Source organism: Halomonas denitrificans (assembly GCF_003056305.1).
Taxonomy (GTDB): domain Bacteria; phylum Pseudomonadota; class Gammaproteobacteria; order Pseudomonadales; family Halomonadaceae; genus Halomonas; species Halomonas denitrificans.
In genome coordinates this window covers 771,608-795,986 of record NZ_PYVX01000001.1, presented here as the reverse complement: position 1 = coordinate 795,986, position 24,379 = coordinate 771,608, and the positions used below count along the sequence as shown (strand labels likewise).

The 24,379-nt window shown below is 70.6% G+C and carries 23 protein-coding genes; 10 read left to right on the top strand and 13 right to left on the bottom strand.

Annotated elements, in window-relative coordinates; translation table 11 throughout:
* Positions 1–46: 46 nt before the first annotated feature.
* Genes C9F13_RS03575 through C9F13_RS03565 form a run of 3 tightly spaced genes read right to left on the bottom strand, consistent with a single transcriptional unit; the run spans position 47 to position 2,942 of the window.
* The gene (locus C9F13_RS03575; protein ID WP_108444830.1) at positions 47–1,657 is read right to left on the bottom strand and encodes a PAS domain-containing sensor histidine kinase; all 1,611 of its coding nucleotides are present in this window, start codon (positions 1,655–1,657) and stop codon (positions 47–49) included.
* Complete coding sequence (locus C9F13_RS03570) at positions 1,657–2,325, bottom strand: 2OG-Fe(II) oxygenase (RefSeq protein WP_108444829.1); 669 nt, start codon at positions 2,323–2,325, stop codon at positions 1,657–1,659. The genes C9F13_RS03575 and C9F13_RS03570 overlap by 1 nt, the downstream gene beginning before the upstream one ends.
* On the bottom strand, positions 2,322–2,942 hold the full coding sequence (locus tag C9F13_RS03565; protein ID WP_108444828.1) for a CoA pyrophosphatase: 621 nt from the start codon (positions 2,940–2,942) through the stop codon (positions 2,322–2,324). The genes C9F13_RS03570 and C9F13_RS03565 overlap by 4 nt, the downstream gene beginning before the upstream one ends.
* A 103-nt stretch (positions 2,943–3,045) precedes the next feature.
* Between C9F13_RS03565 and C9F13_RS03560 the strand changes: the two genes are divergently transcribed.
* A complete protein-coding gene (locus C9F13_RS03560) occupies positions 3,046–3,603 on the top strand; it encodes an NUDIX hydrolase (protein ID WP_108444827.1) in 558 nt (185 codons plus the stop codon).
* Between the two features lie 70 nt (positions 3,604–3,673).
* On the opposite strand, the gene C9F13_RS03555 is transcribed toward C9F13_RS03560, so the two are convergent.
* Positions 3,674–4,429: an SDR family NAD(P)-dependent oxidoreductase gene (locus tag C9F13_RS03555; protein WP_108444826.1), complete on the bottom strand. Its 756-nt coding sequence runs from the start codon at positions 4,427–4,429 to the stop codon at positions 3,674–3,676.
* A 100-nt stretch (positions 4,430–4,529) separates the two neighbouring features.
* Positions 4,530–4,841, bottom strand: coding sequence for a YqfO family protein (locus C9F13_RS03550; protein ID WP_108444825.1), 312 nt, complete (start codon positions 4,839–4,841; stop codon positions 4,530–4,532).
* A 229-nt stretch (positions 4,842–5,070) separates the two neighbouring features.
* Here C9F13_RS03550 and C9F13_RS03545 point away from each other — a divergent pair, with 229 nt between their 5' ends.
* Both C9F13_RS03545 and C9F13_RS03540 read left to right on the top strand, forming a co-directional pair.
* Positions 5,071–5,601 carry a fasciclin domain-containing protein gene (locus C9F13_RS03545; RefSeq protein WP_245888695.1) on the top strand — a complete coding sequence of 177 codons (531 nt, stop codon included), beginning with the start codon at positions 5,071–5,073 and terminating at the stop codon, positions 5,599–5,601.
* 183 nt (positions 5,602–5,784) lie between these two features.
* Entirely contained in the window at positions 5,785–6,621 is an 837-nt protein-coding gene (locus C9F13_RS03540; RefSeq protein ID WP_108444824.1) for a fructosamine kinase family protein, read from the top strand.
* 9 nt (positions 6,622–6,630) lie between these two features.
* On the opposite strand, the gene C9F13_RS03535 is transcribed toward C9F13_RS03540, so the two are convergent.
* From C9F13_RS03535 to C9F13_RS03515, 5 genes are all read right to left on the bottom strand, one after another.
* Complete coding sequence (locus tag C9F13_RS03535) at positions 6,631–7,086, bottom strand: hypothetical protein (protein WP_108444823.1); 456 nt, start codon at positions 7,084–7,086, stop codon at positions 6,631–6,633.
* Between the two features lie 240 nt (positions 7,087–7,326).
* A complete protein-coding gene (locus C9F13_RS03530; RefSeq protein WP_108444822.1) occupies positions 7,327–7,980 on the bottom strand; it encodes an ABC-type transport auxiliary lipoprotein family protein in 654 nt (217 codons plus the stop codon).
* On the bottom strand, positions 7,977–8,915 hold the full coding sequence (locus tag C9F13_RS03525; protein ID WP_108444821.1) for an MlaD family protein: 939 nt from the start codon (positions 8,913–8,915) through the stop codon (positions 7,977–7,979). Before C9F13_RS03525 ends, C9F13_RS03530 begins: the two co-directional genes overlap by 4 nt.
* A gap of 2 nt (positions 8,916–8,917) precedes the next feature.
* Positions 8,918–9,730, bottom strand: a complete 813-nt coding sequence (locus C9F13_RS03520; RefSeq protein ID WP_108445341.1) for an ABC transporter ATP-binding protein — start codon at positions 9,728–9,730, stop codon at positions 8,918–8,920.
* 8 nt (positions 9,731–9,738) lie between these two features.
* Entirely contained in the window at positions 9,739–10,899 is a 1,161-nt protein-coding gene (locus tag C9F13_RS03515) for an ABC transporter permease (protein ID WP_425432860.1), read from the bottom strand.
* A 196-nt stretch (positions 10,900–11,095) separates the two neighbouring features.
* Between C9F13_RS03515 and C9F13_RS03510 the strand changes: the two genes are divergently transcribed.
* Positions 11,096–12,649, top strand: a complete 1,554-nt coding sequence (locus C9F13_RS03510) for a phospholipase D family protein (RefSeq protein WP_108444820.1) — start codon at positions 11,096–11,098, stop codon at positions 12,647–12,649.
* Between the two features lie 25 nt (positions 12,650–12,674).
* On the opposite strand, the gene C9F13_RS03505 is transcribed toward C9F13_RS03510, so the two are convergent.
* Positions 12,675–13,574, bottom strand: coding sequence for an alpha/beta fold hydrolase (locus C9F13_RS03505; RefSeq protein ID WP_108444819.1), 900 nt, complete (start codon positions 13,572–13,574; stop codon positions 12,675–12,677).
* A 227-nt stretch (positions 13,575–13,801) separates the two neighbouring features.
* On the opposite strand from C9F13_RS03505, the gene C9F13_RS03500 reads away from it, so the two are divergent.
* The 4 genes from C9F13_RS03500 to C9F13_RS03485 all read left to right on the top strand — a co-directional run bounded on the left by C9F13_RS03500 (position 13,802) and on the right by C9F13_RS03485 (position 20,665).
* Positions 13,802–15,244: a TolC family outer membrane protein gene (locus C9F13_RS03500; RefSeq protein ID WP_245888694.1), complete on the top strand. Its 1,443-nt coding sequence runs from the start codon at positions 13,802–13,804 to the stop codon at positions 15,242–15,244.
* A gap of 83 nt (positions 15,245–15,327) precedes the next feature.
* Positions 15,328–16,581, top strand: a complete 1,254-nt coding sequence (locus C9F13_RS03495) for an efflux RND transporter periplasmic adaptor subunit (protein WP_108444818.1) — start codon at positions 15,328–15,330, stop codon at positions 16,579–16,581.
* Positions 16,578–19,769 carry an efflux RND transporter permease subunit gene (locus tag C9F13_RS03490; RefSeq protein WP_108444817.1) on the top strand — a complete coding sequence of 1,064 codons (3,192 nt, stop codon included), beginning with the start codon at positions 16,578–16,580 and terminating at the stop codon, positions 19,767–19,769. Before C9F13_RS03495 ends, C9F13_RS03490 begins: the two co-directional genes overlap by 4 nt.
* 209 nt (positions 19,770–19,978) lie before the next feature.
* Positions 19,979–20,665 carry a hypothetical protein gene (locus C9F13_RS03485; protein WP_108444816.1) on the top strand — a complete coding sequence of 229 codons (687 nt, stop codon included), beginning with the start codon at positions 19,979–19,981 and terminating at the stop codon, positions 20,663–20,665.
* A gap of 18 nt (positions 20,666–20,683) precedes the next feature.
* Here the strand turns inward: C9F13_RS03485 and C9F13_RS03480 are convergent, their stop codons facing one another.
* Entirely contained in the window at positions 20,684–21,307 is a 624-nt protein-coding gene (locus C9F13_RS03480; protein WP_108444815.1) for a TetR family transcriptional regulator, read from the bottom strand.
* 175 nt (positions 21,308–21,482) lie between these two features.
* Here C9F13_RS03480 and C9F13_RS03475 point away from each other — a divergent pair, with 175 nt between their 5' ends.
* Positions 21,483–22,514, top strand: a complete 1,032-nt coding sequence (locus C9F13_RS03475) for a succinylglutamate desuccinylase/aspartoacylase family protein (protein WP_108444814.1) — start codon at positions 21,483–21,485, stop codon at positions 22,512–22,514.
* Positions 22,515–22,626: 112 nt separating this feature from the next.
* On the opposite strand, the gene dusA is transcribed toward C9F13_RS03475, so the two are convergent.
* Positions 22,627–23,622, bottom strand: coding sequence for a tRNA dihydrouridine(20/20a) synthase DusA (gene dusA, locus C9F13_RS03470; protein WP_108445338.1), 996 nt, complete (start codon positions 23,620–23,622; stop codon positions 22,627–22,629).
* Positions 23,623–23,784: 162 nt separating this feature from the next.
* On the opposite strand from dusA, the gene C9F13_RS03465 reads away from it, so the two are divergent.
* Positions 23,785–24,300, top strand: a complete 516-nt coding sequence (locus tag C9F13_RS03465) for an SOS response-associated peptidase (RefSeq protein WP_245888693.1) — start codon at positions 23,785–23,787, stop codon at positions 24,298–24,300.
* Positions 24,301–24,379 lie beyond the last annotated feature (79 nt).

The following is a 24,379-nucleotide window of genomic DNA, read 5'->3' as shown; positions in this document are numbered from 1 at the left end:
GCCCCTCCGGGGGGATGAACGAAGACAGTGGGATGAAAGAAGGCGCTCAGCGGGCCGACGGCAGCGGCCCGGGTTCGGCGAGCAGTGTACCGGCAAAGGTGGCGCCGCCGGAACCGCCGGCCGGGGCCAGGACGAGCCGGCCGCCCATGGCCTCCATCAGCGAGTGGCTGATGGCGAGCCCCATGCCGAGGCCCTCGGGGCGCCCCGAGTGGAAGGGCGCGAAGATTCGCTCGCGCTCGGCCTCGGGCACGCCGGGGCCGCGATCACTGATCGTGAAGCGCACCTCCCGCGGGCCGCTCTGCCGGGCGCTGAGCGTCACCCGGTCGGCGCCGGGGTGGGGGCGGCTCGCCTCCAGGGCGTTCAACAGCAGGTTGACCAGCACCTGCTCCAGCGCCACGGGGTCGGCCTGTACCCGGGGCAGGCTCTCTGGCAGCGCGGCGTCCAGCGCGATCCCGGCCTGCCGGAACTGCCAGTCGCAGAGCCGGCAGGCGGCCTTCACGACCTCCTCCAGCGCCACGGGCCGCGGCCGGGTCTGGCCCTTGCGCACGAAGGTGCGGATGTGGCGCAGCCGCTCGGCGAGGCGCTGGACCTGCTCGCTGATCCGCTCGAGCGGCACCGCCAGCTCGCCGGCCGGGCCCGTCGGGTCGGCCTCGAGGCGCATCAGCGCGCCGCTGGCGTAGTTGGCGATGGCACCCAGCGGCTGGTTGAGCTCATGCGCGATGTTGGAGGCGAGCTCGCCGGTGGTGGCCAGGCGGTTGGCGTGGGCGATCTGCGCCTGGTGGCGCCGCTCCTGGGCCTCGGCGGCCTTGCGCAGGCCGATGTCGCGGTTGATCAGCGAGAGATGGTCGGGTTCGGCGGCGGGGCCGCGGTGGGCCATCACCACGCTGAGCACCGGCACGGGGCCACGGGGACCGCACATCGCGAGCTCGCCGCTCCAGGAGCCGTAGCGCGCCACGGCGGGCAGCACGACCTCGCGCAGCACGGCCAGCGACTCGGGGGTATAGGCCTGCTCGAGGCGCAGGGCCTCCTCCTCTCTCTGGTTGCGGCTCGGGCGGTCGCGGCCGGGGCGCGCCAGCAGGCGTCGGGCCGCCTCGTTGGCGGTGAAGATGCGCTCCTCGCCGTCGAGGAACAGCACGTAGTCGGTGGTCGACTCCACCACCCGGGCGAGGCGCTCGCGGTGGGCCTCGGCCTCCAGGCGCCGGCCGACGTCCCGGGAGACGCAGAGCACGTCCAGCAGTTCCCCGGTGGCGGGGTCGCGGCGGGTGCGGCTGGTGGTCTCGAACCAGACGTAGTGGCCGTCCTTGGCGCGGAAGCGGTAGGTCTGCTGGTAGAAGCCGTCGTGGTAGTAGATGCGCGGCGACTTGGTGAGCAGCTCCTCGAGGTCCGCGGGGTGGAAGAGGTCGTAGGCGGAGACGCCGATCAGCTCCTCGGGGGCGTAGCCGAGCAGGTCCCGGGCCGCCGCCGAGGCGAACAGGAAGGTGCCGTCCCGGGCGTGGCGGGAGATCAGGTCGGTGGTGCTGTCGGCCAGCCACTGGTAGTGGCGCTTCTCGGCGTCCAGCGCCGCGTTCTGCTCTTCCAGCGCCGCTTTTTCCGCTTCCAGCGCCAGGCAGCGCGCCCTGAGCCGCTCGGTCTCTCCCCGGTCGCCTGCATTCGCCATCAGCGCGCCGGGTCCACCAGGCCGCCGAGCGAGGCGTTGCGCCGGAACCAGCCGGCGATGCTCGAGCGCGGCAGGCGGGTCGGCAGCACCTCGTGGGGCACGCTGTCGGAGAGGAAGCAGGCGAAGGTGCCGGCCTGTGGGCGCACCCGGGCCACCTCGCGATTGGGGTCGTCGGCGGCGAAGATCACCATCTCGCCGCCGCCGTCCTCGGGCCAGTCGGGGTTCAGGTAGCCCACGGTGGAGACCACCCGGTTGGCACGGCCGCGGAAGCTGTCGACGTGGCGTTTGTAGAAGGCGCCGGGCGGGTAGTGGGCGAAGTGCGCCTCGTACTCGAAGAGCCCCAGGAAGAGCGCCCGGTTGAGCTCCTGCTGCAGCTCGGCCATGGCGTCCAGATACTGTCGCCGGGCCTGGCTCTCGCGGTCCAGCCAGCGGATGGCGTCGCCCCGGATGTCCCGGCGCAGGGCGTGCTCCTGGCCGCGGCCGATGCCGGCGGCCTCGAGCGCCTCGTGGTCGGCCATGGCGCCGAGCTCGTGGTGCAGCGCCGCGCACAGCTCGGCGGGAATGAAGCCCTCGCCGACGTACCAGCCCTGTTCCACCAGGGCATCGACCAGCTCGGCCAGGCGGGCGCGGGGCAGGGCGGTGGCGAAGGCGTCGCGTGTCGGCATCATGGGCGGGAGACTCGGCGTTCGGGAAGGTGAATCAGGTCGCCCGACGGGCGCTCGAAGAGGCTGATCGGCATGGCGAAGCCCTCGGCGAGCAGCTCCACCAGCATCATCGCCGAGAGCCCCCAGATCACGTGGCCATCGGTGGTGTAGCTGGGCACGTAGTAGTCCCGGCCGTCCACGCGGATCACGTCGGTGTGGGTGCGTCGATCCTCGAGGAAGTGCGTGAGCGGCACCTCGAAGATGGCGTCGAGTTCGCCGGGATCGGGGACGAGCGGCAGGTCGGGCGGGATCAGCCCCACCCAGGGCGTGACGCGCAGGCCGTGCAGCGAGAGCACGTCCGAGAGCCGCCCGAGCAGCGCCACCCGATCGGGGGGCAGGGCGATCTCCTCCTCGGACTCGCGCAGCGCCGTGGCCAGCAGGTCGGCGTCGCCCGGCTCGCGCTTGCCGCCGGGGAAGGCGACCTGGCCGCTGTGGGTGGCGAGGTGGCCGGCACGGCGGGTGAACAGCAGGGTCGGCTCGGGACGGTCGACGATGGGGATCAGCACCGACGCCTCGGGCAGGCGCAGCCCGATCCGGCGCGGGCGGTGTGCTTGCAGGCGTTCACGAAGGTTCTCTAACATGGGGCGTCCATCGGGTTTGATTCCTTCTACTCGGCCGCCATGAGCGGCGTCAAGCCCTGACCGGGCGGCCGTCATGCCGCCCTCCGGCCTGCCAGGGAGCGCCATGAACTTCTGTAGTCACTGTGGGCATACCGTGCGCTTCACGATCCCGGACGGCGACGATCGCCCCCGCCACTGCTGCGACGCCTGCGGCACCATCCACTACCAGAACCCGCGCATCGTCGCCGGCACCCTGCCGGTGAGCGGCAGCCGGGTGCTGCTGTGCCGCCGCGCCATCGCCCCGCGCAAGGGCTTCTGGACCCTGCCGGCGGGCTACATGGAGAATGCCGAGACCACCGTCGAGGCGGCGGCCCGGGAGACCCGCGAGGAGGCCTGCGCCGAGGTCGAGATCCACGGCCTCTACACGCTGATCAACCTGCCGCACATCGACCAGGTCTACATGATCTTCCGCGCCGACCTCGCCGGCGGCTTCGGCGCCGGTCCCGAGAGCCTCGAGGTGGCGCTCTTCGAGGAGCACGAGATCCCCTGGGACGAGCTCGCCTTCCCGACCATCGAGCGCACCCTGCGCCACTTCTTCGCCGACCGGCAAGAGGCCGCCTTCCCGCTGCACGTCAGCGACATCACCGCCGAGGATCGCGAGCGCTACTTCGGCAGCGCCTAGGGTCTGAAGCCTCACTTCCGGCGACACGGATTTCCGGCCGCGCCCGCGTCACGGGCGCGGCCGGTGTGTGTCAGTCCCGCTCGATATGGGTCGGTGACCAGCTCTGTCGCGTCGGCATGATCTCGAGGAAGTTGATGTTGATGTGCGCGGGCAGCGTTGCCACGTGGACGATCTGCTCGGCGACGTCCTCGGCCTGCAGCGGCGTGGTGTCGCTGTAGAGCGCCTCGGAGGCGGCCTCGTCGCCCTTGGTGCGCACCAGGGTGAACTCGGTCTCGGCGAGCCCCGGGGCGATGTCGGTGACCCGCACGCCGGTGCCCTGGAGATCACACCGCAGGTTGTAGCTGAACTGCTCGACGAACGCCTTGGTGGCGCCGTAGACGTGGCCGCCGGCGTAGGGCCACTTGGCCGCCGCCGAGCCGATGTTGATGATGCTGGCCCCGGCGCCGGTGGCGATCAGCAGCGGCAGCATGGTGTGGGTGACGTTGACCAGGCCGGTGACGTTGGTGTCGATCATGGTGTGCCAGTCGGCCAGGTCGACCTGCTGCGAGGGCTGGGGCGCCAGCGCCAGGCCGGCGTTGTTGACCAGGCAGGTGACCCCGCGAAACGCCTCGGGCAGTGTCTCGACGGCCCGCTTCACCGCCTCGGCATCGCGCACGTCCAGGGCCAGGGTCAGCACCTCGACGCGCTCGCCGAGCTCCTGCTCGAGGGCGTCCAGCCGCTCCTGGCGGCGACCGGTGAGGATCAGCGACCAGCCGGCCTCGGCGAAGCGCCGGGCGGCGGCGCGGCCGAAGCCGGACGTGGCGCCGGTGATCATGGCGATGGGCATGGGGGAAACCTCCTGAGGGTGAACGGAATATGCAGCCTCGCATCATAGGCCGAGCCGCGGCGCGTCTCCAGCCGCCGGCCTTCCCGGGGGCGCGTGACGCTCACCAGGTCTCCAGCCGCCAGACATCGAAGGCCGGCTCCTCGTAGGGGTGGGCCCGTCGCAGGGCGGCCACCGCCTCGCGGATCAGCGCATCCTCGCAGACCAGCTCCACCTTCAGCTCCTCGACCCGCTCCAGGTCGCCGACATGCCCGATGTGCGGGTCGGCCCCCGGCAGCGGGCGGAACTGCCCGGTGCCCGGCGTCTGGAAGCAGCACGCCTCGTAGTCGCCGATGCGTCCCGCCCCGGTGGCGAAGACGGCTTCCTTGACGGCCTCGGCGTCGGCCATCGGCACGAAGAAGGCCAGCTTGTACATGGTCGTGACTCCTCTCTGGCAGGTGAACCTCTCGTTGTGCCATATCGCGCCGGCGGCGTCAGCCGTGGCGGCGGGATGAAATTAATACTTGTCCAATAGCTATACAGGGTCTAGATTCTGTACAGGTTGAGGCGGAGAGGCCTCCACCGGGTGTTCCATGACGAGTATGACGAGAGCGTCACTCCCGCCGGGCGAATCGCGTCCGCGGCCAAACAAGAGGAAGTGCCCCATGAAGACCCCGATCACCGCCACTCAAGCCCCCCGCACCGTGCCGATGACCCGCGCCCTCGGAGTCGGCCTGCTGGGCCTGATGCTCGCCGGCGGCGTCCAGGCCGGCGATCACGGCATGAAGAAGGACATCGTCGACACCGCCGCGGGTGCCGGCCAGTTCGAGACGCTGGTCGCCGCCGTAAAGGCTGCGGAGCTGGTCGAGACCCTCAAGGGCGAGGGGCCCTTCACCGTCTTCGCCCCCACCGACGAGGCCTTCGCCGCGCTGCCCGAGGGCACCGTCGATGACCTGCTGAAGCCCGAGAACCAGGAGACCCTGCAGGCTGTGCTCACCTACCACGTGGTGCCCGGCAAGATCATGGCCGAGGACGCCATGGCGGCCGACAGCGCCACCACCGTGCAGGGCCAGGACATCACCATCACCACCATGGATGGCAGCGTGATGATCGATGATGCCACCGTCATCCAGGCGGACATCGAGACGAGTAACGGCGTCATCCACGTGATCGACGGCGTGCTGATGCCGGAATAAGCCCCGGCCGCTCAGTCCGCCGCGAAGTTTCACCGAGTTATCTCCCGCTTGTGTTTCTTGGCCGCCCCTCGGGGCGGTTTTTTTTGTCGCCAGTCCCGCGCTTTGACAGCGCCGGGTGCTTTGACAGCGTCGGCTGGGCTGGCGACCCTCGGGGCAGGCGACACGTCAAAGGAGGCAGGACCCATGGAGCGAACCCTCGAACGACTGCTGGCCTCGGCGGCCCTGGTGCCCCGCGGCGAGCCCGTCTCCCTGGGTGGTGGCGACATCGCCGAGGTCCGGCGCCTCGTGACCGACCAGGGGGCGGTGGTGATCAAGCGCGACGATCCCGCGCGGCTGGCCGGCGAGGCCGACGGCCTGCGCGCCCTGCGCCAGGCCGACACGCCGCTGATCGTGCCCGAGGTGCTGGCCGAGGGCGACGGCTGGCTGGTGATGGAGGCGCTGGAGCGCGGGCGCGCAGGGAACGATGCGGCACGCCTGGGCGAGGGGCTGCGGGCGCTGCACGCCGATACCGGCGACGCCCACGGCTGGCCGCACGACAACGCCTGCGGCCGCACGCCCCAGCCCAATGCGCCGCTCGTCGACGGCCGTGCCTTCCAGCGCGAGCGGCGCCTGCTGCCCCTGGCCGAGGCCTGCCAGCAGCGCGGCCTCATGGACGACGCGCTGCGCCGGCGCCTCGAGGCCATCGCCCACGGGCTCGAGGCCTGGCTGCCGGACGCCCCGGCGAGCCTGGTGCATGGCGATCTCTGGTCGGGCAACGTGCTCTTCACCCCCAAGGGGCCGGCGATCATCGACCCGGCGGTCTATCGCCACTACCCGGAGGTGGATCTCGCCATGCTGACGCTGTTCGGCGCGCCAGGCGAGGCCTTCTTCGAGGCCTACTGGAACGGCCGCGCCCCGGCCGACTGGCCGAGGCGCGAGGCGCTGTTTCAGCTCTATCCGCTGCTCAACCACCTGCTGCTGTTCGGCGCTGGCTACCGCGGTGCCGTCGAGCGGGCGGTGGCGCGGCTGGAGGCCGCCTAATCCGGCCGGCTAGTGACTCCTGTCGAGGCCCCGGCGCAGGCCGTCGGGCGTGGCCACGGTGAGGCCGGAGTGGGCGAGGGGCCGGGACGGTCGCTGCCGTCGGCCGCCCAGGCGCTGCGGCGGCCGGGCCGGCTCGATGAGGGCTTCATCGCGCCACCTCGTGCCGCTCAGGCCGCCGGCCTTGCGAGTGTGCCGGCGCGCCCGCCCCGCGAAGGGCCGGGCCCGTGCCGCGACGCGGGTCTCGCCCCGGCCAGGGGGGACAAGGGCGTCGCCGGAAGGCGGGACCTCGGCCTGGAGGCGTCGCGCGGGGAGCCAGGCCGCCAGGCTGGCCATCAGCACCAGGCCGACGGTCAGCCTGCCGAATCGTCGTCGCGCGGCGTCCGGCAGGATCGGGGAGCCGACGCCCTGTAACGCGGTGGCCGGAGAGAAGGCGGATTCGGTGCGCTTGCGGACATGAGGTCCCATTGCGTTACCCCTTGGGTGGTGGGTGACACCGCCGGCCTTGGCCGTGCGGGTCGGCGTCCTGCCCGGAATCTCGTGCGAGCGGCGTGCCATTCCCCCCGGCGCGTCGATGAAACGAGAAGAGATCAGCGCATTGAAGCCCTCTATCGAGCGCTTGTGGTCGGCAAATGGCGCCCAGATGGCCGGGAAAACGCACGAAAAGGAGGCGTTTTCCGGTTGAAATGCGACATGTGGGGGCAGCGTTCAGGAGGCGGGGGCGGCCAGCCGGGCCAGGGTCCAGTCGACCACCTCGACGGCGAGGCGGTCGGCGGCGCGGCCGAAGGCGGCGACCACCGCCTCGAGGCCATCGCCGTCGCTTGCCACCACCGCCTCGAAGCGTCGGCTCGCCCGCACCGCGCGGCGGGGGGCGTCGAGCAGCTGGGCGTCGAGGCGCACGACCACCTCGGGCCTGCCCGCGCGATAGCGGACGTGGAAGGCGCCCAGGTGGCCGGTCAGTGCCGCGTCGCCCTGTGCCCGACTGGTCTCGTCGATCACCGCGGCCAGGCGTCCGTTGCGGCGCAGGGCCTCGATCAGGTGGTCGCGCACGAGCCGCGGCGCGTCGTCGCGCCAGCGGGCCCCGGCGTAGGCCTGGAACTCGCCGGGGCTCGGCTTGATCAGCAGGCGCCGGCCGTCCAGCGGCGCCCCGGCGCCGGGCGTGTCGACCCGCAGGGTCAGCGGGAGGGGCGCCTCGACGGCGGCCGGCAGCGACGGCTCCGGCAGCGTGAAGAGCCGCACCGGCTCGCCCTCGGGGAGCACGCTGCAGCCGGCGAGCAGCCCGGCCAGCAACAGGGGCAGCAGCCGAACGAGGCGCGAGGGGCGTGAGAGGGATCGGCGGGCGTGCCGACGGGACGGGCTCATGGGCGGAACTCCTGGATCTCGTCGCCGCCGAGCAGGGTCTCGGCGGGGTTCTCCTCGAGGCGCTGCAGTAGCCGGTTGAGGGTGCGCAGTGCGGCGTGCAGCTCGCGCATGGCCGGATCGAGCTCACCGATGCCCTGCAGGCCGCGATCCAGCGAGCCCGCGTGGCGCTCGGTCAGGCGATCCAGCCGCGCGGCGGTGGTGGAGAGCGAGCGCATCGCCTCGCCGGCGTCCTCGAGCGCGGCGCTGCCCTGGTCGTCGAGCAGCCGGTTGGCCCGCTCGCCGAGGCGCTCGAAGCGTTCCAGGGTGGCTGTCGCCTGCTCGCCGGCGCGCCCGATCCCGGTCATCGCCTCGCCGAGGGTGTCGCGCTGATCGGCCAGCGAGCCCGTGAGCGTCTCCAGGTTGGCCAGGGTGCGCGTCAGGTGCTCGGCGTTCTGCGCGGAGAGCACCCGGTTGGCGTTGGTCAGCAGCCGGTCCAGCTTGGCGAACAGCGCCTCGCTGCCGGAGAGCAGCGAGCTCAGCGGCGAGGGCTCGGCCCGGATCAGCGGGGGATCGTCGCGGTCGCCCTCGAGGCGCGGGCTCTGGGGGCTGCCGCCGGAGAGCTGCAGGTGCTTGCTGCCGGTGATGTTGGCCAGCGCCAGGCTGGCGCGGGTGTTCTCGCGGATCGGCACCTCGCTGTCGACGCGGATCAGCGCCCGCACCCGGCGCGGGTCCTCGGGATCGAGGCGCAGTCGCACCACGTCGCCGACCTCGATGCCGCTGTAGAGCACCGCACTGCCCTCGGAGAGGCCGCCGACGGCGCGGTTGAAGGCGATCTCGTACCAGGCGTAGTCGCGATCGACGCTCGACTTGCCGAGCCACAGGGCGAACAGCAGGGCGCTGCCCAGGGTGATCACCGTGAACAGCCCGATCAGCACGTGGTGGGCGCGGGGTTCCATGGTCAGGGCTCCTTCACCGGATGGGCCGCCCGCCGGGCGGCGCGGCCACGGGGGCCGTGGAAGTAGTCGTGGATCCAGGCGTCGTCGGTGGCCTCGACGGTGGCCAGGCGATCGGCGACCAGTACCCGCTTCTGCGCCAGCACGGCCACCCGGTCGCAGGCGGTATAGAGGGTGTCGAGGTCGTGGGTGACCAGGAAGACGCTCAGGCCCAGGGCGTCGCGCAGGGTCAGCAGCAGCCGGTCGAAGGCCGCCGCGCCGATCGGGTCGAGGCCCGCCGTCGGCTCGTCGAGGAACAGCACCTCCGGGTCCAGCGCGAGGGCGCGGGCCAGGGCAGCGCGCTTGATCATGCCGCCGGAGAGCGAGGCGGGGTACTGGCATGCGGCCTCGGCGGGAAGCCCGGCCAGGGCCAGCTTGACCCGGGCCAGGGCCTCGGCGTCGGCGCGGGGCAGCCCGGCATGCTCGATCAGCGGCACGGCGACGTTCTCCTCGAGGGTCAGCGAGGTGAAGAGCGCGCCGCGCTGGAAGAGCACCCCGAAGCGGCGCTCCAGTCGCGAACGCGCCGATGGGGAGAGCCGCTGGAGGTCCTCGCCGAAGACCTCGATGCGCCCCTCGGCCGGCCGCAGCAGGCCGACGATGCTGCGCAGCAGTACCGACTTGCCGGTGCCCGAGCCGCCCACTACGCCGAGGATCTCGCCGGGGTAGAGGTCGAGGTCGAGGGCCTCGTGGACGACGTGGCGGCCGAAGCGGTTGCAGAGCCCGCGCACGCGAATCAACGGCTCACCGTTACACGCCTCCTGAGGCCAGGATGTCTGCATCGATTCGCTCACCAACCCATCTCCATGAAGAAGAGAGCCGCCACGGCGTCGAGCAGGATCACCACGAAGATCGACTGCACCACGCTCGAGGTGGTGTGCTCGCCCACCGACTGCGCGCTGCCGCTCACCTTGAAGCCCTCCAGACAGCCGATCACCGCCACCAGGAAGGCGAACAGCGGCGCCTTGGCCAGGCCGACCAGGAAGTGGTTGAGGGGGATGTCGCGCTGCAGGATGGCGACGAACTGGAAGAGCGAGATGTCCAGCGCCAGGGCGCAGATCAGGGCGCCGCCGAGGATGCCGCTGAGCATGCCGACGAAGGTGAGGATCGGCAGCGTCAGCATCATCGCCAGCACCCGCGGCAGCACCAGCAGCTCGACCGGGTCGAGACCGAGGGTTCGCACCGCGTCGAGCTCCTCGTTGGCCTTCATGGCGCCGAGCTGCGCCGTGAAGGCGCTGGCGGTGCGCCCGGCGAGCAGGATGGCGGCCAGCAGCACGCCGAACTCGCGCAGGAAGGCGAAGGCGACCAGGTTGACCGTGTAGATGGTGGCGCCGAAGTCGCGGAGCACCGTGGCGCCGAGGAAGGCCACCACGGCGCCCACCAGGAAGGTCAGCAGGGCGACGATGGGCAGGGCGTTGAGGCCGGTCTGGTGCAGTTGGGCGACCACCGAGGTGAGGCGCCAGCGGCCCGGCCGCCAGGCGGTGGCGGCCAGGGTGGCGAGCACCAGGCCGATGAAGCCGAGCAGCTGGCGCTGCTGTTGGTAGAGACCCTCGACGCGCTGGCCGACCCGCGCCAGTCCCTCCCGCAGCGGCCGGCGGGGCGGGGACGCGGGGGCCGGGCGGTCGACCATGGCCTCGCCGAGCGTGCGCAGCAGGGCGCGGCGGGTCGCCGGTAGCTCCGGCGCCCAGTCGTCGATCGCGGCGAGACGCTCGGCGCCGGTCAGCTCCATCAGCAGCACCGCGCCGGCGGTGTCCAGGGCGGCCAGCGGCGAGAGGTCGAGCTCCCGGACGAACGGCTCGCGGCCCCTGGCCAGGCGCTCGACCTGGCGCTTGAGGCTCGCGTGGTGCGCAAGCGTCCAGTCGCCGCGGATGGCCAGGCGCTCGCCCTGGGCGTCGATCCGGCCGGGCTCGTCCACGGGCTTGGTCGCCGGGGCGGTCATCGGCTCGGGCATGGCAGCGGGGCGTTGGAGCGAGTCATGGTCTCCGATGGTATCAGGCCGTGAGGTGTTATATTAGCTTAACCCGTGTTTTGCTCGGTCGCCGGCCCTCCACGCGGTGACGACGGCGCGGCGAGCGGGTCCATGAGGCGTCGATCAACTACCATTATGGTCGCTCGCATGATTTCCACCGGCTGACAGGATCGACACGATGACCTCACCACACCCCTTGGCCCGCGTCCTCCTGTGGCTGGGCCTGCTGGCGCTGCTCGGCGGCTGTTCCCTGCCGGATCTGGAGGGACGGCTCGAATCCTCGGCGCTGGACGAGGCGCAGAGTCGCGACACCTCGCTGGGCGAGGCCCTGGCGCCCGCGGTCGACGCCCACCCCGGCCTGAGCGGCATCTATCCGCTGGACAAGCCCGTCGACGCCTTCGCGGCGCGCATGGTGATGGCGCATGCCGCCGAGCGCACCCTGGACGTCCAGTACTACATCTGGCACCCCGACACCACCGGCCTGCTGCTCTTCGAGGCCCTGCTCGAGGCCGCGGACCGCGGCGTGCGGGTGCGCCTGCTGCTCGACGACAGCGGCACCGGGGGGATCGATGAGGAGCTCGCCGCCCTCGCCAGCCACCCCAACATCCAGGTGCGGCTGTTCAACCCCTTCGTGGTGCGCACGCCCAAGTGGATCGGCTACCTGACCGACTTCTCCCGAGCCAACCGGCGGATGCACAACAAGTCCTTCACCGCCGACAACCAGGTCTCGGTCATCGGCGGGCGCAACATCGGCGACGAGTACTTCGGCGCCACGGGGGACGTGACCTTCTCGGACCTGGACGTGCTGGCCGTCGGCGAGGTGGTCGACGACGTCTCGCGCGATTTCGACCGCTACTGGAGCAGCGGCTCCTCCTATCCCGCCTCGAGCATCCTCCCGAGCGTCGGGCCGGAGGGGCGGGTCCGGCTCGAGCAGGCGGTGGCCGAGGCCATGCGCGACCCCGAGGCGGATGCCTACCTGACGGCCGTGAGCCAGACGGCGCTCGTGCAGAAGCTGCTGGCCAACGACCTCGGCCTGACCTGGGCGCCGGTGCGCATGCTCAGCGACGACCCGGCCAAGGGGCTCGGCGAGGCGAGCGGGCAGGGGCTGCTGAGCCATGACCTCACACTGATCTTCGACGACGCCGAGCGCACCGTCGCCCTGGTCTCTCCCTACTTCGTGCCGGCCAAGGCCGGCACCCAGGCCTTTAGCGACCTGGAGCGCGACGGGGTCGAGGTCGAGGTGCTGACCAACGCTCTGGAGGCCACCGACGTGGCCGCCGTGCATGCCGGCTACGCCAAGCGGCGCAAGGCGCTGCTCGAGGCGGGGGTCGAGCTCTGGGAGCTTAGGCGCGGCGCCCAGCACCAGGGGCGCAACCTGAGCGCGGGGCCGTTCGGCAGCTCAGGTGCGAGCCTGCACGCCAAGACCTTCTCCGTGGACGGCGAGCGCGTCTTCGTGGGGTCGTTCAACTTCGACCCGCGCTCGGCCAACCTGAACACCGAGCTTGGGTTCATCATCGAGGACCCGGAGCTCGCCCAGCGCATCGATGCCGCCTTCGACAAGGGGGTGCCGCAGAACGCCTACGAGGTGCGCCTGGACGCCGAGGGCGATCTCTACTGGCTGGAGCGTCGCGACGGCCAGGTGATTCGCCACGACGTGGAGCCCAATTCGGGGCCGCTGCGGCGCTTCGTGGTCTCGCTGATCTCGCTGCTGCCCGTCGACTGGCTGCTCTAGCGGCGTGGAGTTCGGCGCCGCGAGGCTAGCGCCCCAGGCGCGCCAGCAGGCGCTGCCACCAGGAAAAGCGCGCCGTCGCGGCGGCAGCGGGCGAGGAGGCCAGGAAGGCGGCGATGGGCGCGACCTGGTCGCGGCGATCGAGCATCGGCGCGTGCCCGCAGCCCGGCACCTCGTGGCTGACGAGCCCGGGCTGCGCCTCGGCCATGCGCGTCACGCTCTCGGCCTTGAGCAGCGGCGAGTGCCGGCCGCGCACGACCATCAGCGGGCAGCGGATCGCGGCCCAGTCGGCCCAGGTGTCGCGGGGCGTGTCATGGACGAATTGCTCGGCGATGCGTGGATCGAAGTGGTAGGTCCAGCTGCCGTCGGGCAGCCGGCGGGCGCTGCCCAGCGCCAGGCGGCGCCAGGCGTCGTCCCCGGCGATGCCGAAGCCGGTGTAGTGGCGCCTGAGCTCGGCCTCGAGCTCGCTGAAGTGGAGGAAGCGATGGGGTACGCCGAAGTAGCTGGCCAGCTCCGCCAGGCCCTCGGGCGCGAGCTCGGGGCCCACGTCGTTGAGCACCAGCCGTTCGATGCGTGCCGCGCTCTCCGGCTCGGCGGCCAGCAGCATGCCCAGCAGGCCGCCCATGGAGGTGCCGACCCAGGGCACGCGCTCGAGGCCGAAATGATCCATGACCGCGGCTGCTATGGTCATGTAATGGGCATATACGTAGTGGCAGGATGGCGTGGACGACCAGCTCGAGAGGCCGCGCCCCGGGGTGTCGGGGGCCAGGACCCGCCACTCGGGTCCGAGCTCCCGGGCGAAGTCGGCGAAGTCGCCGCCGTGGCGGGCCAGGCCGTGCCAGGCGATCAGGGTGCGGGGCGCCTCGGGGTGCCAGATCCGCACGGCGACCTCCAGCGTGTTCACCTTGACGAGTTCCAGGGCGTCCATGGGCGGGCTTCCTGAGCGGGGCCTGAGAGGGTGTCGACCGCGTCGCGGCCGGCCAGCGGGGGAGGCCGGCCCGGTGGCCCCGCCGATGGCGTTTGCTGCAAGGCAGCATAGCGGACGGCACCGTCCCGCGGCCAGTTTCCTTGGTCGTAGGCGAGGACGGTGGACTCGATCAACAAACATGCGACAATGTATGTAAATATCTTCATCACGACACCGAGGATCTACCGATGATGCGTCCCCGTTCCCTTCGCTGCACCGGCACGCGGCTCGCCCGCCGTGCGCTGCTGCCGGCTCTGGTGGCCGCGGCCTGCGCCACCCCGGTGCAGGCCGCGGACCTCCTGACCATCGCCCGCGATGCCATGCAGAACAACGCCGAGCTGGCCTCGGCCCGAGCCCAGACGAGCGGCGTCGAGGCGGGGCGGGACGTCCAGCAGGGCGACCTGCTGCCCCAGGTCGACGTCTCGGGCAACCTGACGCACAACCGCCAGTACGAGAGCCAGACTAGCGGGTTCCAGCCGGCCGGCGACGATGACTACAACGGCGCCAGCCTGACCCTGGAGGCGACCCAGGCGCTCTTCGATGCCCGCAACGCGCGGGAGGTCGACCGGGCCGAGCGCGAGATCGACCAGCAGCTCTACCGGCTGGCCGCCACCGAGCAGCAGGTGCTGATCGATGTCTCCACGGCCTACTTCGAGATCCTGCGCGCCTATGAGGTGCTCGAGGCGCGGCGCGCCCAGGAGCGGGCGATCGGCCGCCAGCTGGAGCAGGCCCGGGAGCAGTTCGAGGTGGGGCTGATCGCCATCACCGAGGTGGAGGAGGCCCAGGCGGCCTTCGACCAGGCGCGGGCCGAGCGCATCACCGCGCAGAGCAACCTGCAGGTCAGCTTCGAGGCCCTGGAGCGGCTGACCGGCCAGCGCTACGCCAGCATCGACTCGCTGGGCGAGGAGATTCCCATCGCGCCGCCCACCCCGAGCGATCGCGACCACTGGGTGGCGCTGGCCATGGAGAACAACCCACGGGTGCTGGCCAGCCAGGCCGGGGTCGAGGTCTCGCGCAGCGGAGTCGATATCGCCCGCGCGGATCGCCTGCCGACGGTCAACGCCTTCGCCAGCTACAACTACGCCGACGACGATCGGGACGCGATCGAGGGCCACACCTCGGCCAGCCAGGTGGGCGTCGGGGTCAACCTGCCGCTCTACACCGGCGGGCGCACCTCGGCCAGCATCCGCCAGAACACCTACCTGCTGGAGGCCAGCCAGTACGACTTCGAGTCCCAGCGTCGCGACACCGTCCAGCAGGTGCGCTCCTTCTATACCCAGGTCAGCAACGACGTCTCCACCGTGGAGGCGCGCGCCCAGGCGATCGTCTCCAACCAGAGCGCGCTGGACGCGACCCGCGCCGGCTACGAGGTGGGCACCCGTAACATCGTCGACGTGCTCAACGCCGAGCAGAACCTCTACAACGCCGTCGCCGAGCATGCCAGCGCCCGCTACGACTACGTGATCGACCTGCTGACCCTGCGCCAGCAGTCGGGGACCCTGGACGTGCCGGCGGTCGAGGAGGTGAACGCCTGGCTGGACGGCGGCAGCGTCTCCTTCACGCTGCCCGAGACGGCCGGATCGCGGGATGCGGTCATGGAGATCGGGGCGCCGCCGCGTCTCGAGGAGTAGCGATCGCTCCCGGAAAATTTACAAACATTCATGGATGAATGTAAAATTCATTCCCCCTCCGACGCGCCTAATGGAAAGCACCCATGACAACCTTCATCAAACGAGGCCGGGGCGGCCTGGTGGCCCTGGCCGCGGGCCTCGTACTCGCCGCCTGCGGCCAGCAAGAGACTCCCGAGCAGCAGGCGTCCGGCCAGAGTGACGCGCCCCCGACGCCCAAGCCGGTCATGGAGATGGCCCGCCAGGACCTGCCGCTCGCCAAGTCTTACCCCGCCAAGCTGCGCAGCGACGACGAGGTCACCCTGGTGGCCCGCGTCACCGGCTTCCTCGAGGAGCGCCACTTCGAGCCGGGCGATATGGTGGAGGAGGGCGAGAGCCTCTACTCCATCGAGCCGGACCTCTACGAGTCCGCCGTGGCCCAGCGCGAGGCCGACCTCGAGAGCGCCCGCGCCGAGCTCGCCCGCGCCCAGCGCGATGCCGCCCGCTTCCAGCAGCTGCTCAGCCAGAACTCGGTGAGCCGCCAGCAGGTCGACCAGGCCCAGGCCGACCTGAACGTGGCGCGCGCCTCGGTCTCCCAGGCCGAGGCGGCGCTGGCCAGCGCGCGCATCGACCTCGGCTATGCCGACGTGACCGCGCCGGTGGCCGGCATGATCGGGCTGAGCGAGGTCAACCTGGGCAACCTAGTGCAGCCGGGCACCCAGCTCGCCACCATCACGCCGCTGGACCCGCTGGAGGTTCGCTTCCAGCTGCCCCAGGAAGACGCCTTCGCGCTGCGTCAGCAGCTGCGCGACCAGCCCATCGATGCGATCACCGCCTGGCTCGACCTGCCGGGAGGCGTCGACGGCGCGGGCGAGCGCCTCGAGGGACACCTGGACTTCCTCGGCTCGCGAGTCGACGAGGCCACCAGCACCGTGCAGGCCACCGCGACCTTCGCCAATCCCGATGCCCGGGTGCTGCCCGGCCAGTTCGTCCGCGTGCACCTCGAGGGCATGAAGCGCTTCGACGTGATGGCGGTGCCTGAGATCGCGCTGACCCAGGGCCTCATGGGCCCCCAGGTCTTCGTGCTCGACGAGGAGAACAAGGCCCGGGCGCGCACCGTGCAGCTCGGCGAGATCGCCGGCCCCTGGCAGATCCTGCGCAGCGGCGTCGAGCCCGGCGAGCGGGTAGTGGTGGGCGACCCTGCCGGCCTGCAGCCCGGCACGACCATCGCGCCGCAGCCCTTCGAAGGCATCGGGCAGAACTCGGGAAAGCCCGCCGAGGAGGCCGCTGAGCAGGGTGAGCAGGGCGCAGAGGCGAGCGCCATGCCCACGGCCGACGCTGAGGGAGACGCCGGCCCATGAACTTCTCCAATTTCTTCATCAAGCGCCCGATCTTCGCGACGGTGCTGGCGATCATCCTGACGCTGATCGGGCTGATGAGCATGCGGGTGCTGCCCATCGAGCAGTACCCGAGCGTGGTGCCGCCCACGGTCTCGGTCAACGCCACCTTCCCCGGGGCCGACGCCGAGACCATGGCGCAGACCGTGGCGGCACCCCTCGCGGAAGCCATCAACGGCGTCGAGGACATGCTCTACATGACCTCGACCAGCGCCGACAACGGCTCGATGCAGCTGCAGGTGGCCTTCAATATCGGCACCGACGGCGACATCAACACCATCAACGTCAACAACCGGGTACAGGGCGCGCTGTCGCAGCTACCCGAGGCGGTGCAGGCCCAGGGCGTGACGGTGGAACTGAGCTCCAGCTCGATCCTGATGCTGGTGGCGCTGACCTCGCCGGACGAGGACTACGACCGCATCTACCTGCAGAACTACGCCACCCTCAACGTCCTGGACGAGCTGCGCCAGGTGCCGGGGGTCGGCGACGCCGAGGTGCTGGGTGGCGGCGAGTTCGCCATGCGCGTATGGATGGATCCGGACCGGCTGGCGCAGTACGACCTGACGCCCACCGAGGTCGCCGCGGCCATTCGCGCCCAGAACACCGAGGTGCCGGCGGGCAGCCTGGCCGCCACGCCGCAGTCACAGCCGCGCGCCTTCACCTACACCATCACCGCCGGGGGGCGCCTTTCCAGCGCTGACGACTTCCGCGAGATCTTCCTGCGTACCAACCCGGACGGCTCGGCGCTGCGCCTGGCCGACGTGGCGCGTATCGAGCTTGGCGCCTCGTTCTACGGTGTGGAGGCCCGGCTCAACGGCGGCACCATGGCGCCGATCATCATCAACCAGCAGCCCGGCGCCAACGCCCTGGAGACCGCCAAGGCAGTCGAGGACGTGATGGCGGAACTGGGGGACCGCTTCCCGCCGGGGCTCGAATATGTGGTGCCCTACGACACCACCCAGTTCATCGACGCCTCCGTGGAGACGGTCTTCCACACCTTCATCGAGGCCTTCCTGATCGTCGGCGTCATCCTGTTCATCTTCCTGCAGAACTGGCGCTTCACGGTGATCGCCATGTCGGTGGTGCCGGTCTCGGTGCTGGCCACCTTCGCTGGCTTCTACGCCTTCGGCTTCACCATCAACCTGCTGACGCTGTTCGCCCTGGTGCTCTCCATCGGCATCGTGGTGGACGACGCCATCCTGGTGGTGGAGAACGTCGAGCGGGTGCTCGGCGAGGACGAGGAGATCACCGTACGTCAGGCGACGATCCAGGCCATGAAGGAGGTTGGCGGGCCGGTCATCGCCACCTCGCTGATCATGGCGGCGGTGTTCGTTCCGGTGGCTTTCCTGGGCGGCTTCACCGGGCAGATCTACCAGCAGTTCGCGCTGACCATCGCCATCTCGGTGGGCTTCTCGGCGCTGATGGCGCTGACCTTCACCCCGGCGCTCTCGGCGATCTTCATCAAGCACGACCTGCACCGCCGGGAGACGACCCTGAGCCGCGCGCTGCGCACGCCGCTGCGCCTGTTCGATCGCCTGTTCGCGGGCATCACCGCGGTCTACATGTGGGTGGTCAAGAAGCTGGTGCGCTTCTGGGGGCTGGCGCTGCTGCTGACCGGCCTGGTAATGGGCGGCTCCTGGTGGCTCTATCAGGCCACGCCCTCGACCCTGGTGCCGGAGACCGACCAGGGGATCGTGCTCACCGCCGTGCAGCTGCCGGACTCCGCCTCGCTGTCGCGGACCCGGGAGTACATGGGTGAGCTCAGCGCGGCCATCGAGGAGATCCCGGGGGTGCGCTTCTCCTCGGCGGTGGCCGGCTACGACATCCTGTCGAGCTCGGTGAACACGGCCCGCGGGATCATGTTCGTGACCATGGACCCCTGGGCGGAGCGCGAGCTGACTGCCACCGACCTGATCGGTCGCATCATGCAGCTCGGCGCCCAGATCGAGGGCGGCTCGGCCATGGCCTTCAACATGCCGCCGATCATGGGGCTCTCGACCACCGGTGGCTTCACCGGCTACCTGCAGTCCTTCGAGGGCGCCTCGCCCCAGGAGCTCTTCCAGGCGTCGCTCAAGGTGATGCAGGCGGCCGGCGAGCATCCGGCGCTGAAGCAGGTGTTCACCACCTTCAACGTCAACGTGCCGTCCTTCCGCGCCGAGATCGACCAGCAGAAGGCGTTGAGCTACGGGGTCAGCCTGACCGACCTGAATGCCACCCTGTCCAATACCTTCGGCAACGGCTTCGTCAACTTCTTCAGCTATCAGAACCGCAACTTCCAGGTCTATCTGCAGAACCAGGAGGAGTTCCGCAAGACGCCCTCGGATGTCGCCAACGTCTTCGTGCGCGGCGGCAACGGCGAGCGCATCCCGCTCTCCGAGTTCGTGACCCTCGAACGCCAGACCGCACCGGCGGTGGTGACCCGCTTCGGCGTCTACACCGGCGCCCAGTTCCAGGGCGGCCCGGCGCCGGGCTACAGCTCGGGAGAGGCACTCGCCGCCATGGAGGAGATCGTCGCGGAAGAGCTCGGCGACGGCTGGGGCATGGGCTGGACCGGAACCGCCTACCAGGAGAGCCAGGCGGGCAGCGCGGCGACGCTGGCCATCGTCTTCGGCCTGCTGATGGTATTCCTGATCCTCGCCGCCCAGTACGAAAGCTGGTCGCTGCCGCTGGCGGTGCTGACCGCCACGCCCTTCGCCCTCTTGGGCGGGATCGGCGGCATCTTCCTGCGCGGCCTGGACACCAGCGTCTACGTGCAGATCGGCATCCTGGTGGTGGTGGGCCTGGCGGCCAAGAACGCGATCCTTATTGTCGAGTTCGCCGAGCTGCAGCGCCGGGAGATGGGCAAGTCGATCCGCGAGGCGGCGATCACGGCGGCGGAGCTGCGCTTCCGGCCGATCGTCATGACCTCCCTGGCGTTCATCTTCGGCACCCTGCCGCTGATGCTCGCCACCGGGGCGAGCGACACCAGCAGCCACCATATCGGCACCACGGTGGCGATCGGCATGGCCTCGGTGGCGATCCTCGGCAGCCTCTTCGTGCCGACCTTCTACGCGATGATCGCCGCGGTCTCCGCCCGGTTGCAGCGCACGCCGCAGCGGGACGACGACACGTCCGCAGAGACGGACGACGCCGCGCCGCGCGGCAACGCCTGATGCCGGCGTGAAAGGCGGGAGGCTAGGTCCCGCCGAACGCACAGGGGCGCCCCACGGGGCGCCCTTTTTTTACATCGATGACGACCGCCGTTTTTTATAAGGATGTGCGAATGCATCCTTGATTCGGATCAGGAACGGGCCCTCGCGATGGTCTAGGATGGGAGAAGAAGACTCATTCGTCGGCTAAGTATTATCGGGAGGTACGCCGCATGGATACCCTCATCGAGCTCGCCCTGAGCTTCCCCGTGGTGATCTTCGTCGCGCTGCTGGCGCTGGTCGCCGGCTACTGGCTGCTGGTGGCGCTGCGCCTGGCACCGGTCGAGCTCTTCGAGCACGACAGCCTGCGCAACGATACCCTGGCCAGCGCGCTGGTCTCGCTGGGGTTCATCGGCGTGCCGGTCTCGCTGTCGCTGACCCTGCTGATCGGCCTGGCGGGCCTGCTGACGCTGGTCGTGGAGCTCGCGGTGCTGCGCTGGCTGCCGCTGGGCTTCTTTCGCATCCCGCTGGGGATCCTGGTGATGTGGGGCGCATTCGCGCTGGCCTCACCGCTGGCGGCCTGGCTCTGCCAGCGACTGCATCGGCGGCTCCACCGGCGGCGCCCCGGCGGCCCGGAGCGCCTGCCGCGCTGCCTGCTCGGGGAGCCCGTGCGCCTCACCGCCGTGTCCGGCGACGAAGTGATGGCGGTGCTGGAGAGCGACCCGAGCCACGAGGTGCGCCTCGCCACCAAATCGGGTGACGCGCCACGGGTCGGGGAACATCGGGTGCTGGTGAAGTACCTGCCGCGAGACGGTCGCTACCGCGCCGTGCCCGAAGGCGACTACCTGGATGCCCGCACGCGACTCAGGCGGCTGCACCTGCTGCACGGCGCCAGCCAGCACAACGGTTCTTCGGCCTGAGGGGCCAGCACCTCGCGATCAGGCCGCCTTGGCCTGGTCGCGGCCGATCAGCGAAAGCTGGGCATCCACCAGGACCATGCCGCGCTCGTAGATGGAGTAGGCGTCGGGATCGCGCAGCCAGTCGTGGAAGAGGCCGCTGAGGATCGCCTGCACCAGGCGCGTGGCGATCTCGGGATCGAGCCCCTCCTTGAGCAGTCCCAGGCGGTGGGCATCGGCGAAGTAGCCGCCCAGCGCGTCCAGGCATTCGCCGGCCATCTCGGTCTGGATGGCGCAGGGATCGATATCGCCGAAGAATTCGCAGCGGTGGATCAGGATGGCGAGCACGCGCCGGTAGCGCGGCTGCTCGAGGCGCAGCAGGCTCTGCTGGAAGCCCAGGCGGACGGTCTCCAGCGGCGAGGCATGCGAGGCGCCGGTCTCCGCCACCAGCTCCTCGAAGGGCATGCGCACCCGGTCGAGCATGGCGCGAAAGAGGTCGGCCTTGTTCTTGAAGTGCCAGTAGACCGCGCCGCGGGTCAGGCCGGCGTGGCGGGCGATCTGTTCCAGCGAGGTACGAGCGACGCCATTATCGAAGAAGACCTCCTCGGCGGCGTCGAGCAGTGCCTCGCGAGTGGCTTCGGCTTCGGCCTTGGTGCGTCTGGCCATGGCGGGGCTCTCAAAGTGTCACGGTTTTCCATATTCTACCCGAGTGGCCCGCCTTTTACATTCATGTATGTATGGATATGTAATCGGCGGAGCGGGCCATCGGGCTCGTCTTCCACGGGCCAGGAGCGTATAAGAAACGCCTGAAAACACCGTTTCGTGATGCAAGGAGCGCCACATGGCCCGTTCCCCCTTCGAGATCGCCGGCACCAGGGTGGCGCCGGGATCGCGCACCCAGATCGACGTGCCCGTGGCGCGCCTCTATACCCACGCGCCGCTCTACATTCCCCTGGAGGTGGTGCATGGCCGGCAGTCGGGGCCGGTGCTGCTGGTCTGCGGCGGCATCCACGGCGACGAGATCAACGGCGTGGAGATCGTGCGCCGCCTGCTGCGCTCCAAGCAGCTCCAGGGGCTGCGCGGCACGCTGATCGGCGTGCCCATCGTCAACGTCTTCGGCTTCGTGCAGCACAGCCGCTACCTGCCGGATCGGCGCGACCTCAACCGCTGCTTCCCGGGCAGCGAGTCGGGCTCGCTGGGCGGCCGGGTGGCGGCGCTGTTCCGCGAGCAGATCGTCGATCAGGCCAGCCACATCATCGACCTGCACACCGGGGCGATCCATCGCACCAACCTGCCGCAGATCCGCGCCCAGCTCGTCCCCGGCGGCGAGACCGAGCGCATGGCCAACGCCTTCGGCGCGCCGGTGATCCTCAACGCCGACCTGCGCGAGGGCAGCCTGCGCCACTACGCGCAGAACCGCGGCATCCCGGTGCTCACCTACGAGGCGGGGGAGGCACTGCGCTTCGACCAGTGGGCGATCACCCCGGGGGTGAGGGGCGTGCTGCGGGTGATGCGCCGGCTCGGCATGCTGACCGGCGAGCATCGCCGCCGCCCGGTGCCGGCCGCCGAGGTGGCCAACGGCTCGAGCTGGGCGCGGGCGCCCATCGACGGCATCCTGCGCCCGAAGGTGCGCCTCGGCGCCCGGGTGGCCAAGGGCGAGCTGCTGGGGCGCGTGGCCGACCCCTTCGGCAACGCCGAGGGCGAGGTGCGCGCGGTGGCGGACGGCATCGTCATCGGCATGAGCCGACTGCCGCTGGCCAACGAGGGCGAGGCGCTCTTCCATATCGCCCGCTTCGACGCCATCGAGGAGGCCGAGAGCGCCATCGAGGACTTCCAGTCGAGCCTCGAGCCGCCCCCCGACGCACTCTACTGAGCGTCCCGGCCGCTCCTCTTCAATGTTGTGAGCCCCCATACGACCACGGCGCCGAGCGATCGGCGCCGTTTCGCGTTTCAGAGGGAGTGGCTCGGTGGCGAGGGCGGAGGCCTTAAGCCACCTCGGCCGTCTCGCATTCGGCGACCAGGCCCAGGGCGTCGTCGAAGACCTGCAGGCCCGCGCCCTCGCGATGGGCGTTCTCGGAGAGGTGGCGGCGGAACTTGCGCCCGCCCGGCTGGCCCTGGAAGAGGCCCAGCAGGTGACGGGTGACGTGGTTGAGCTTCGCCCCCTCGTCGAGGCGGCGGGCGATGTAGGGGCGCAGCGCGCGGGCCGCGGCGTGGCGGCTCTCGGCCGGGCCCGGCTCGCCGTAGAGGGCGGCGTCCACGCCGGCCAGCAGCCAGGGGTTCTGGTAGGCCTCGCGGCCGACCATCACGCTGTCGACGTGGTCGAGCTGCGCGCGGCACTCGTCCAGGGTCTTGATGCCGCCGTTGATGCCGATGTGCAGCTCGGGGCGGCTCGCCTTGAGGCGGTGCACCCGCGGGTAGTTGAGCGGCGGCACGTCGCGGTTCTCCTTGGGGGAGAGCCCCTCGAGCCACGCCTTGCGGGCGTGCACGATGAAGGTGTCGCAGCCGGCGTCGGCCACCGTGGCGATGAAGCGCGAGAGGTCGGCATCCTCGTCCTGGTCGTCGATGCCGATGCGGCACTTCACGGTGACCGGGATCGACACCGCCGCCTGCATGGCGCGCACGGCATCGGCGACCTTCTCCGGATGGCCCATCAGGCAGGCGCCGATCAAGTTGTTCTGCACCCGGTCGCTCGGGCAGCCGACGTTGAGGTTGACCTCGTCATAGCCCCACGCCTCGGCGATGGCCGCGCACTCGGCGAGCTCGCCGGCGTCGCTGCCGCCGAGCTGCAGGGCGAGGGGATGCTCGACCTCGTCATATCCCAGGAAACGCGAGCGCGGGCTGCCGTGCAGGATGGCGCCGGTGGTCACCATCTCGGTATAGAGCAGGGCGCGGCGTGTCAGGGTACGGGCGAACGCGCGGTAGTCGCGGGTCGTCCAGTCCATCATGGGGGCCACGGAGAAGGTGCGGTCGAGCGCTTGCATCGGCATCACGGGGGTGTCGGTCGGGATGGCGCATAGTCTACCAGCCCTGATCACTTTCTGCCCAACCCCGGGGCGATCGGCGGGCGCGCGCTTCGGGGGCAACGACACGGCAGGCTGCCGGCGGGTCTACAGTGAAGCAGAGTATCCGAATGCTGGTGATCCATGTGTGGTCGTTTCGCGCTCTACAGCGCCACGCCCCGGCTCTCCCGGGCCCTGCGCCTGCCGCTGGAGGCGGCCGGGGAAGTCGCGCCGCGCTACAACGTGGCGCCGGGCACCTGGATCACGGTGGTGCGTCATCCGAGCGATGACGCGCCGCTGTCGATGGACGAGGCGTGGTGGGGCTATCGGCCGCACTGGGCCAGGGAGGGCGCGCCGGAGCCGATCAACGCCACCGTCGAGAAGGTGGCCACCTCGAACTACTTCCGCGGGGCCTTCGCCCATCACCGCTGCCTCGTGCCGGCGGATGGCTGGTACGAGTGGCGGCCACTGGAGGGCAGTAAGCAGCCGTACTTCCTGTGCCGGGAAGATCGCGATCCGCTCTGGCTGGCGGGCATCTGGAGCGCTCGGCCGGACGGCAGGCCCGGCTGCGCCATCCTGACCGAGCCGGCCCGCGGCGTGGCGCACGAGATCCACGACCGCATGCCGGTGGTGCTGGACGAGACGAGCCTGGCGCCCTGACTCGACCCGCACCTGACCGACCGCGAGACGATTCGTGGAGTGGTGCATCATCTGGCGGCGGGGCGGATCATCCACTGGC

Bases quoted from the DNA above. Each gene is read 5' to 3' on its own strand.
- C9F13_RS03575 (WP_108444830.1), bottom strand. From the start codon at position 1,657: ATGGCGAATGCAGGCGACCGGGGAGAGACCGAGCGGCTCAGGGCGCGC.
- C9F13_RS03570 (WP_108444829.1), bottom strand. From the start codon at position 2,325: ATGATGCCGACACGCGACGCCTTCGCCACCGCCCTGCCCCGCGCCCGC.
- C9F13_RS03565 (WP_108444828.1), bottom strand. From the start codon at position 2,942: ATGTTAGAGAACCTTCGTGAACGCCTGCAAGCACACCGCCCGCGCCGG.
- C9F13_RS03560 (WP_108444827.1), top strand. From the start codon at position 3,046: ATGAACTTCTGTAGTCACTGTGGGCATACCGTGCGCTTCACGATCCCG.
- C9F13_RS03555 (WP_108444826.1), bottom strand. From the start codon at position 4,429: ATGCCCATCGCCATGATCACCGGCGCCACGTCCGGCTTCGGCCGCGCC.
- C9F13_RS03550 (WP_108444825.1), bottom strand. From the start codon at position 4,841: ATGTACAAGCTGGCCTTCTTCGTGCCGATGGCCGACGCCGAGGCCGTC.
- C9F13_RS03545 (WP_245888695.1), top strand. From the start codon at position 5,071: ATGAAGACCCCGATCACCGCCACTCAAGCCCCCCGCACCGTGCCGATG.
- C9F13_RS03540 (WP_108444824.1), top strand. From the start codon at position 5,785: ATGGAGCGAACCCTCGAACGACTGCTGGCCTCGGCGGCCCTGGTGCCC.
- C9F13_RS03535 (WP_108444823.1), bottom strand. From the start codon at position 7,086: ATGGGACCTCATGTCCGCAAGCGCACCGAATCCGCCTTCTCTCCGGCC.
- C9F13_RS03530 (WP_108444822.1), bottom strand. From the start codon at position 7,980: ATGAGCCCGTCCCGTCGGCACGCCCGCCGATCCCTCTCACGCCCCTCG.
- C9F13_RS03525 (WP_108444821.1), bottom strand. From the start codon at position 8,915: ATGGAACCCCGCGCCCACCACGTGCTGATCGGGCTGTTCACGGTGATC.
- C9F13_RS03520 (WP_108445341.1), bottom strand. From the start codon at position 9,730: ATGCAGACATCCTGGCCTCAGGAGGCGTGTAACGGTGAGCCGTTGATT.
- C9F13_RS03515 (WP_425432860.1), bottom strand. From the start codon at position 10,899: ATGCCCGAGCCGATGACCGCCCCGGCGACCAAGCCCGTGGACGAGCCC.
- C9F13_RS03510 (WP_108444820.1), top strand. From the start codon at position 11,096: ATGACCTCACCACACCCCTTGGCCCGCGTCCTCCTGTGGCTGGGCCTG.
- C9F13_RS03505 (WP_108444819.1), bottom strand. From the start codon at position 13,574: ATGGACGCCCTGGAACTCGTCAAGGTGAACACGCTGGAGGTCGCCGTG.
- C9F13_RS03500 (WP_245888694.1), top strand. From the start codon at position 13,802: ATGATGCGTCCCCGTTCCCTTCGCTGCACCGGCACGCGGCTCGCCCGC.
- C9F13_RS03495 (WP_108444818.1), top strand. From the start codon at position 15,328: ATGACAACCTTCATCAAACGAGGCCGGGGCGGCCTGGTGGCCCTGGCC.
- C9F13_RS03490 (WP_108444817.1), top strand. From the start codon at position 16,578: ATGAACTTCTCCAATTTCTTCATCAAGCGCCCGATCTTCGCGACGGTG.
- C9F13_RS03485 (WP_108444816.1), top strand. From the start codon at position 19,979: ATGGATACCCTCATCGAGCTCGCCCTGAGCTTCCCCGTGGTGATCTTC.
- C9F13_RS03480 (WP_108444815.1), bottom strand. From the start codon at position 21,307: ATGGCCAGACGCACCAAGGCCGAAGCCGAAGCCACTCGCGAGGCACTG.
- C9F13_RS03475 (WP_108444814.1), top strand. From the start codon at position 21,483: ATGGCCCGTTCCCCCTTCGAGATCGCCGGCACCAGGGTGGCGCCGGGA.
- dusA (WP_108445338.1), bottom strand. From the start codon at position 23,622: ATGCAAGCGCTCGACCGCACCTTCTCCGTGGCCCCCATGATGGACTGG.
- C9F13_RS03465 (WP_245888693.1), top strand. From the start codon at position 23,785: ATGTGTGGTCGTTTCGCGCTCTACAGCGCCACGCCCCGGCTCTCCCGG.